Raw genomic sequence first — 8,484 nt, forward strand, 5'->3', positions numbered from 1 at the left:
GCGGCGAATCCCGGAGCGGCGACCATTTGCCCTCTGGAACTCGTCGCCGTCCTGCCCGTTGTTGTCTCCGCGTCCGGCAGCGGCGCGTCATCCCGGGGGCATCTCATCATGGCCGAGAGAGACCTGTTCGGCTTTGGCGGGACACCGTCGGTCGCCGTGCTGGCGAACAAGCGGTCGGGCCTCGGCGGCCGCGGCGGGCAGGCCGTCGACACGGTCGTCGCGGCGATCTCCGCCCATGGCGTCTATCCCCGCATGTTCATGGCCGGCTCCGGTCACCTGGCGGAGGCCGTGGCGGCCTGCAAGGCGCATGATCCCGACATCGTGGTGGTGCTCGGCGGCGACGGGACGATCCTCGCCGCCGCGGAAGCCTTCATGGGCACCCATACGGCCCTCGCCATCATTCCGCAGGGCACGGTCAACCAGCTCGCCCGGGACCTGCTGATCCCCCTCGACACGACCCTCGCGATCGCAGCACTGGCGACCGGCACGCAACGCGCCATCGATGTCGGCACCGTCAACGACCGGGCCTTCCTGTGCACCAGCGTCATCGGCCCGCTGGCCAAGCTGCAGCGCTACCGCGAGGAGGCGCGGGGGCGGCTGCTGGCGACGTTCCTGTCGTTCCTGCGGACAGGCCTGAAGGCGATGACGCTGCGGCCGGCCACGCTGGCGATCCACGACGACCGCAGTGCCTGGACCGAGGAGACGCGCGGTGTCATCGTGTCGGTCAATCCGCTGGCCGAGATCGTCTCGCGCGTGCCCTTCCGCGAGCGGCTGGATTCGGGACTCCTGGCGGTCTATGCCGCACGCGAGCGGGGCTATCTGACGCTGTTCAAGCTGGCCGCCGCGATCTTTGCCGGGCGGGCGCGGATCGATCCCGACATCGCCTTCCGCGAGACACCGGTGCTGACCATCGACGCCCGCCGCGAATGGCTGACCATCCTCAACGACGGCGAGATCCGGCGGCTCCGGACACCGCTGCATTTTGCCGTCAGGCCGGGCGCGCTCAGGGTCGTCGTGCCGCAACCTCCGGGCCCGGCGTCGTGATGCTCCCGTCATGACGGTCATCGCCCATGTTTCCGACATCCATTTCGGCCGCGAGGTGCCCGAGATTGTCACTGCGCTGCTCGCCGACCTGGCGGCTGCCGCTCCCGACCTCGTGGTGATCAGCGGCGACCTCACCCAGTTCGGCAGCCATGGCGAATTCGCCGCCGCGCGCGCCTTCCTCGACCGCATTCCGGCGCCCTGTCTCGTCGTGCCGGGCAATCACGACATCCCGGCCTTTCCGGTCTGGGAGATGCTGTTCCACCCCTACCGGCGCTGGCGGCGCTACATCACCCCGGGTCTGGCGCCGGAATGGTCCAACGCCGCGGTGCTGGTCAAGGGCGTCAACAGCGCCCGGCCCTACGGCCCCTATCTCAACTGGTCGCGCGGGCGGATCGCGCCGGCCCAGATCGCCGCCGTGGCAAGCGCCGAACGGGACCCGCGCATCCTCGTCGTCACCGCCCACCATCCCGTCGCCTATGGCGACGATACCGGGCGCGCCTATGATCTGGTGACGCGCGGCGACGCCCTGCTGGCCACCCTGGCGGCGCGCCCGCGCAGCCTGATCCTGCTCGGCCATCGACACCGCAGCCATGCGAGCCTGTGGAACCCCGCGACCGGCGAGCGGCCGGCAGTGCCCGGCGCGGCCATGGCCCGCGACGACGTGCTCATCGTCCATGCGGGCACGGCGACCTCCGACCGGCTGCGCGGCCAGGTCAACAGCTGGAACCTCATCACCCTCGCCGAGGCGGGGGTCGGCATCGCGATGCGCCAGTACGGGGCCGGCGGCTGGGCCAGCGCCGCGCGCCTGGACCTGGGCTGGCCCGGCGGCTGAGCCCCGCCCCCTCAGCGCACCAGGATGTTGCCGTCCACTGTCCTGATGTCGCGCAGGCCGCAGAGCGCCATGGTGATGTCGAGCTCCTTGCGGATGATCTCGATCGCCGTGGTGACCCCCTCCTCGCCCATGGCGCCGAGGCCATAGAGGAAGGCGCGGCCGATATAGGTGCCCCTGGCCCCGAGCGCGACCGCCTTGATGACGTCCTGGCCGGAGCGGATGCCGCCATCCATATGGACCTCGATCTTCGAGCCGACCGCCGCGACGATGCCGGGCAGGGCCTCGATGGAGGACATGGCGCCGTCGAGCTGGCGGCCGCCATGGTTGGAGACGATGAGCGCGTCGGCGCCGGAGCCGAGGGCAAGTTCGGCATCCTCCGCGTCGAGGATGCCCTTGAGGATCAGCTTGCCGCCCCAGCGGTCCTTGATCCACTTCACGTCGTCCCAGTTGAGCGCCGGATCGAACTGTTCCGATGTCCAGGACGACAGCGATGACATGTCGTCGACGCCCTTGGCATGGCCGACGATGTTGCCGAAGGTGCGCCGCTTGGTGCCGAGCATGCCGAGGCACCAGCGCAGCTTGGTGGAGAGGTTGATCAGGTTGGTCAGCGTCGGCTTGGGCGGGGCCGAGAGGCCGTTCTTGATGTCCTTGTGGCGCTGGCCGAGGATCTGCAGGTCGAGGGTGAGGACGAGGGCCGAGCAGCCCGCCTTCTTCGCCCGGTCGATGAGATTGGCGGCGAATTCCCGGTCGCGCATCACGTAGAGCTGGAACCAGAAGGGCTTGCCGGTGGCCTCGGCGATGTCCTCCAGCGAGCAGATGCTCATGGTCGACAGGGTGAAGGGGATGCCGGCCTTGTTGGCGGCGCGGGCGGCGAGGATCTCGCCATCGGCATGCTGCATGCCGGTGAGGCCGGTGGGCGCCAGCGCCACGGGCATCGAGACCTTCTCGCCGATCATCTCGGTGGCCAGGGTGCGGTTGCGCATGTCGACCGCGACGCGCTGGCGCAGCTTGATCTTGGCGAAGTCCGAGGTGTTGGCCCGGTAGGTGCTCTCCGTCCAGGCGCCGGAATCGGCATAGTCGTAGAACATGCGCGGGACACGCCGCTTGGCGAGGATGCGGAGATCTTCGATGCTGGTGACGACGGACATCCGAGCCTTCTTTGGGTTCTGGCGATGCGGGTAACCTTGGGCCGTTATCGGTCTAGCACCGGTCTTGGGCCACGACCAGACGCCCTTCCCGCCGGTCAGCCCGCGCGGGGAAGGCGGCAGTCGGTTTCAGCGGGCAGGCCCGCCAGGCCGCTGCGGATCAGGGCGGAGTTGCGGTAGCGCCGGTCATGGGTCACCTCGCGGCCGATCCAGTCCGGCAGGGTGATGACCTCGTTGGCCCGCTCCAGCTCGACCTCGGCGACAACGAGCCCCGCCAGCGCGCCCTCGAAGGCGTCGACCTGCCACAGCTTGCCGGCATGGATGAGCTCATGGCGCTTCTTGACGATGGGTGGCTCCGGGCAAAGGCGCAGCAGGGCCTCGGCATCGGCCAGCGGGACGGGATATTCGAACTCGTCGCGTACCAGGCCCTCGACCTCGCCCTTGATGGTGAGGGTGGCGTCGCCGTCCTGGATTCGGATGCGGACGGATGCCGGGAGGGCCGCGAGATAGCCCTGGGCGATGGCCCGTACGCGCGGTGCCTGCCTCCAAGCGTTCCCGACGACCAGGAACTTGCGCTCGATCTCGATGGCCATGCGGTCTCCAGCATTTCCTCGTCGGCCGGCATCAAGCCCGAGCTGGCGGCAGGACGCAATCGCGACCTTTCGTGGTGCGGCGACCGGCACCGGGCTGCCTTGCGGGAGACGGCCTCGCCTGGCGCATCGGCCGGTGGTCTGATGGGACCAGCCGCCGGGTGACGCTGCGGCCAAGAGCCCTTGAGGGCCGGCATGGGAGGATGGCATGGATCTGGACTTTCGCGAACTCGCCGCGGGCCTTCTGTTCCCCGAGGGGCCAGTGGTGCTCGCCGACGGCTCGGTTCTTGTGGTCGAGATCGGCCGCGGCACGGTGACCAAGGTCGCGCCCGACGGGACGGTCAGCTATCTCTCCCGCCAGGGCGGCGGTCCCAACGGCCTGGCGCTCGGCCCCGATGGCAAGCTCTACATCTGCAACAATGGCGGCTTCAAATGGACGCCGCCGGGCGATGCCCGCGGCCTGCTGCCGATCGGCCAGGCGGACGATTATTCCGGCGGCCGGATCGAGCGGCTCGACCTCGTCACGGGCGCGCTCGAAGTGCTCTACACCGCCACCGCGGCCTGTCCCTTCAGGGGGCCCAACGACATCGTCTTCGACGATCAGGGCGGCTTCTATTTCACCGATCTCGGCAAGGCGCGGCCGCGCGACATGGACCGCGGCGGCGTTTACTACGCCAGGGCCGACGGCTCCTTCCTGACCGAGGTCGTCCATCCGATGGTGACGCCCAACGGCATCGGCCTGTCGCCGGACGGCTCCGTCCTCTATGTCGCCGAGACCGAGACGGCGCGGCTCTGGGCCTTCGATCTCGACGGCCCGGGAGCCATTCGCCGCCATCCCTTCCCCTCGCCCCATGGCGGGCGGATCGTGGCGGGGATCGGCGGCTACTACCGCTTCGACTCGCTGGCCGTGGACGCCGACGGCAATGTCTGCGTGGCCACGCTGGTCAATGGCGGCATCACCGTCATTGCCCCGGACACGGGGGAGTTCAGGCACATTCCGGTGCCGGGCGAGCGCTGGGTGACCAATATCGCCTTCGGCGGACCGGAACTGCGCACCGCCTATATCACGTTGTCCTCGACCGGGCGGCTGGTGGCGACGGAGTGGGAGAATTCCGGCCTGCTGCTGAACTACCAGCAGGCGTGAGGGGCTATTCCCAAGGTTACCTGCGGCTTCACCCCGAAAGCCCCACCCGCACCCTCCCCGCTGGCGCGGGGCGGGGACTACGGCGTCCCGCCTGTCCGCGATCGGCAGCGCCAGGCTCGACGGCCGAGGATCGGACGCGAGGCGGAAGTCCCCCTCCCCGCGCCAGCGGGGAGGGTGGAGGTGGGACCTCACTTCTTCGCGCCAGCCTAAAGCCGCTTGAAACGGTGCCCGACCGCCACCTCGCCGAAGCGCACGCGGTGGGGGTGCAGACCCGGCGGAAGATGCGCCCGGAAATGGCGCATCATGTCCTCGCGCGTCAGGCTCTCGCCGGGGCGCAGCTGCACCGTGACCTCGATATGCTCGCCGGTGATGGGGTTGCGCCCGCCCCAGGCATGGGCGAGGTCGACGGAGGGGTGGAGCAGCGCCACCCGCTCGATCTCGCCGGGGAGGATCTTCTGGCCGCCGACATTGATGACGTCGCTGGTGCGGCCGATGATCCGGACGAGGTCGCCCTTCACCTCCACAACGTCGCGGGTGTCGTACCAGCCGTCTTCGGAGAAGGGCGAGGGGGCGTTGAGATAGCCGATCATGCGGTTGGCGGCGCGGATCTCCAGCACGCAATCGGCGCGCACCCGCGTCTCGACGCCCTCGCCGCCAACCTTCATGAACAGGCTGTCGCGGGCCTCCGACTTGACCCGGAGGATGCCGAGTTCGGACATGCCGTAGGTCTGGCGGAAGTCGACGGCGGGGAGCGCCTCGCAGAGCCGCAGCAGCGTCGGCTCGTCCATCCGCTCGGTGCCATAGGTGACGACGCGGAGTGCCGAGCCGGCGAGGTGTGGTAGCAGGCCGCTCATCAGCGCCATGCGCAGGAAGGTCGGCGTCGTCGGCAGGAGCTCGACGCCGTGCGCGATGATCTCGGCGACCACCGCCTCGGCGGTGCGCTTCGACGGCACGACGATGCGGCCGTTGTTGAACAGCGTGTGGAGAAGCGTGTTGATGCCGCCGATATGGTCGAACATCAGGAAGCTCATGGTCACCAGCGCCTCGCGCGGCGTGCGGAACCGGGCGAGGAAGGGCGCGAAATCGTGGAGGATGGCCTTGGGCCGCCCCGTCGTGCCGGAGGAGAAGAGCACGAGGCCGGCATGATTGCGGGCGCGCAGTGCGGCGAGCATCGGATGGTCGATGCCAGCGGGGGCGCTGCGCGTCACGGAGCCGCCGTCGATGACGGCATTCACATGGGCTGCGGCGCGGAAATAGCCATGGTCGGCGGCGGTCTGGCGCGTCAGCGGCACGATGATGGCGCCGGCATCGATGAGGCGCAGCAGGGTCGCGACGCTGTCCGGCTCGAAATCGCCGACCAGGGCGACCACGTCGCCGGGGGCGATGGCGGAGAGGTCCGGCCCCTTCGCCGCGGCGATCTCGGCAAAGGCGAGGCTGCCTGCCGCGGCGACCAGGAAGGGCCGTGTCGGATGAGTCTGGCGGGTGAGGATCTCGTCGACGAGCCCGGCCATCACGCCCCGCCGATGGCCAGGACCTGGCCGGAGATCATCGCGGCCGCGTCGGAGAGCAGAAAGGCGGTGACGTCCCAGACGTCGTCGGGCGTGCCCTTGCGCTGCACCACCTGGCGGCCGACGATCCGGTCGATGGCCTCCGCCGGCACCTTGGCGATGAGATCGGTGTCGATGGGTCCGGGCGCGATGCAGTTGACGGTGATGCCGAAGCCCGCGACCTCGCGGGCGAAGGTGCGGGCAAAGCCCTCGACGCCGGCCTTGGAGGCCACATAGACCGCCTCGCCGGCCAGGCCCAGCGGCACGGCGATGGTGGAGAAATGGATGATGCGGCCCGCCTTGGCCCGCACCAGCGCCGGCGCGAAGGCCTGGGAGACGTGGATGGCGCCCATCAGGTTGGTGGCGATGACGCGCTGGACGGTGGCCGGCGGCGTCATCAGGGCGAGGTTCATGGAGGCGATGCCGGCGGCATTGACCACGCCCCAGAGCGGCGTCGCGCGGGGAAGCGTCGCGGCCAGTGCCTTGACCGCCGCGGCATCGGCGACGTCGCAGGGATGGATCGGGAAGGGCGCCGCGGCCGGCGACCGTGCGAGGCCGATCACATCGTAGCCGGCGGCGAGCGCCCGCTCGGCGATGGCGCGGCCGAGGCCGCGGCTCGCGCCGGTGACGAGGAGGGTGCGCCTCACGCGCCCTCCACCATCTGGTCGGCCATGTGGGCGGCGAGCGTGCCGATGGTGCGGAAGGGGCTGCGGGCGGACGAGAAGGCGGCGTCGTTCATCCAGTCGAAGGGCTTGCCGAAGCGCTCGCCGGCGAATTCCTCCAGCGCCAGCATGACCTCCAGCAGCCCCTGTGAATCCACCACGGCCTTCTCGCCGATGAGGGGAGAGGCGGTGTCGAGGCCCGCCGCCGCCTCGCCGGTGATGAAGGCGACGAGGTCGCGGATCTTCGCCTCGATGTCGCGGGCTGCCGCCTCTGCCGTCATGTCCTGCCCCGATTCGCGCCGGGCCGATGATAGTCGATCCGCCGGCGCACCGCTGCCCCCCGGCCGGCGGGCTTGCCAAGCGCGCGGCCCGGCGGCGGAGTGTCGGCGGGGAGACGGGCCATGAACGCAACGACGGAGCGGCCGCTGGCGGGCCAGGTGGCGCTGGTGACGGGGGCAGGCCGCGGCCTCGGCCGGGCCTTCGCCGAGACGCTGGCGGCCATGGGCGCCGCTGTCGCCATCCATGGCATGCGGGAGACCGGTCCGGCCGAATATGGCGAGGGCACCACGCTGACCGCCGTGGCGGCGGATGTGGCGGCGGCCCATGGCGTCCGGACGCTGCGGGTGCTCGGCGACCTGACCCGCGCCGCCGAGATCGACCGCGTCGTCGCCGAGACCGAAGCGGGCCTCGGCCCCGTCGCCATCCTCGTCCACAATGCCGGCGGCGACATCGCGGCCCGCGGCGGCAAGCCCGATCCGAACGATGCCGTGGGCATTGCGGAAGAGGATGTGCGCGCCGTGCTGGAGCGCAACCTCCTCTCCACCATCCTCACCTGCCAGGCGGTGGCGAAGGGCATGATGGCGCGGCGCGCGGGCCGTATCGTCACCCTCGGCTCGGTCGCCGCCTTCAAGGGCCGCACCAACGGCGCCATCTATGCCACCGCCAAGGCCGGCGTGACGCATTACACCCGCTGCCTCGCCGACCAGCTCCGTCCCTATGACGTCACCGTCAACTGCATCGCGCCCGGTGACACCCGGACCGGCCGTTTCCTCGGCACGCGCGCCGTCGATCCGGCGCGGCTGGCGGAGGCGGGCACCCTCGACCGCATCGCCACGGTGGACGAGGTGGCGCGGGTGGTGGAGATTTTCGCCGGACCGCTCGGCGCCTTCGTCTCCGGCCAGGTGCTGCGGGTGGATGGCGGCGGCCAGTGCTGGCCGGCGTAACGGGGACGACAGCGATGCAGGACGCGACCATGACGCCCGACCAATTGCCGCGCGTGACCTATTCCAACATCGCGGAGGATTTCTCCGGGGTGCACGCCCATCTCGACCGGGTGATCCCGGAGGTCGCGGTCGGGATGCTGGGCCGCGAGCGGGCCAACTGGATCGCCGGCCGGGACGATCGCAGCGGCGCGGCCTTCACCGCCGTCTCGCCCATCGACCGCGCACTCGCGCTCGGGACGTTTTTCGCGGCGGGGCCGGAGGCGGTGGACCGGGCGGTGACGGCGGCGCGCGCCGCCC

Annotated in this window: 10 protein-coding genes; 5 read left to right on the top strand and 5 right to left on the bottom strand. The window is 70.5% G+C overall.

The window, feature by feature from the left end:
- Positions 1-108 precede the first annotated feature (108 nt).
- Both Q0C57_RS19050 and Q0C57_RS19055 read left to right on the top strand, forming a co-directional pair.
- Complete coding sequence (locus tag Q0C57_RS19050) at positions 109-1,044, top strand: diacylglycerol kinase family protein (RefSeq protein ID WP_296578891.1); 936 nt, start codon at positions 109-111, stop codon at positions 1,042-1,044.
- Between the two features lie 10 nt (positions 1,045-1,054).
- Entirely contained in the window at positions 1,055-1,876 is an 822-nt protein-coding gene (locus tag Q0C57_RS19055; protein ID WP_296578894.1) for a metallophosphoesterase, read from the top strand.
- Positions 1,877-1,887: 11 nt separating this feature from the next.
- On the opposite strand, the gene Q0C57_RS19060 is transcribed toward Q0C57_RS19055, so the two are convergent.
- Positions 1,888-3,024 (bottom strand): alpha-hydroxy acid oxidase, encoded by a 1,137-nt coding sequence (locus tag Q0C57_RS19060; RefSeq protein ID WP_296578896.1) that lies wholly within the window; start codon positions 3,022-3,024, stop codon positions 1,888-1,890.
- A 95-nt stretch (positions 3,025-3,119) separates the two neighbouring features.
- The gene (locus Q0C57_RS19065; RefSeq protein WP_296578899.1) at positions 3,120-3,614 is read right to left on the bottom strand and encodes a CYTH domain-containing protein; all 495 of its coding nucleotides are present in this window, start codon (positions 3,612-3,614) and stop codon (positions 3,120-3,122) included.
- Between the two features lie 205 nt (positions 3,615-3,819).
- Between Q0C57_RS19065 and Q0C57_RS19070 the strand changes: the two genes are divergently transcribed.
- Positions 3,820-4,755: an SMP-30/gluconolactonase/LRE family protein gene (locus tag Q0C57_RS19070; protein ID WP_296578902.1), complete on the top strand. Its 936-nt coding sequence runs from the start codon at positions 3,820-3,822 to the stop codon at positions 4,753-4,755.
- 206 nt (positions 4,756-4,961) lie between these two features.
- Here Q0C57_RS19070 and Q0C57_RS19075 read toward each other — a convergent pair whose 3' ends face one another.
- From Q0C57_RS19075 to Q0C57_RS19085, 3 genes are read right to left on the bottom strand one after another with little or no spacing between them, the layout of a single operon-like run.
- Positions 4,962-6,266: a long-chain fatty acid--CoA ligase gene (locus Q0C57_RS19075; RefSeq protein ID WP_296578905.1), complete on the bottom strand. Its 1,305-nt coding sequence runs from the start codon at positions 6,264-6,266 to the stop codon at positions 4,962-4,964.
- Positions 6,266-6,949 carry an SDR family oxidoreductase gene (locus Q0C57_RS19080; RefSeq protein WP_296578908.1) on the bottom strand — a complete coding sequence of 228 codons (684 nt, stop codon included), beginning with the start codon at positions 6,947-6,949 and terminating at the stop codon, positions 6,266-6,268. Before Q0C57_RS19080 ends, Q0C57_RS19075 begins: the two co-directional genes overlap by 1 nt.
- On the bottom strand, positions 6,946-7,245 hold the full coding sequence (locus Q0C57_RS19085; protein ID WP_296578911.1) for a hypothetical protein: 300 nt from the start codon (positions 7,243-7,245) through the stop codon (positions 6,946-6,948). Before Q0C57_RS19085 ends, Q0C57_RS19080 begins: the two co-directional genes overlap by 4 nt.
- 120 nt (positions 7,246-7,365) lie before the next feature.
- On the opposite strand from Q0C57_RS19085, the gene Q0C57_RS19090 reads away from it, so the two are divergent.
- A complete protein-coding gene (locus Q0C57_RS19090; protein ID WP_296578914.1) occupies positions 7,366-8,187 on the top strand; it encodes an SDR family NAD(P)-dependent oxidoreductase in 822 nt (273 codons plus the stop codon).
- Positions 8,188-8,201: 14 nt separating this feature from the next.
- On the top strand, positions 8,202-8,484 hold a 283-nt coding region (locus Q0C57_RS19095), incomplete at its 3' end, for a hypothetical protein (protein ID WP_296578915.1).

Origin of the sequence: Phreatobacter sp. (assembly GCF_022843985.1) — a bacterium.
In the GTDB taxonomy this organism is placed as follows: Bacteria; Pseudomonadota; Alphaproteobacteria; order Rhizobiales; family Phreatobacteraceae; genus Phreatobacter.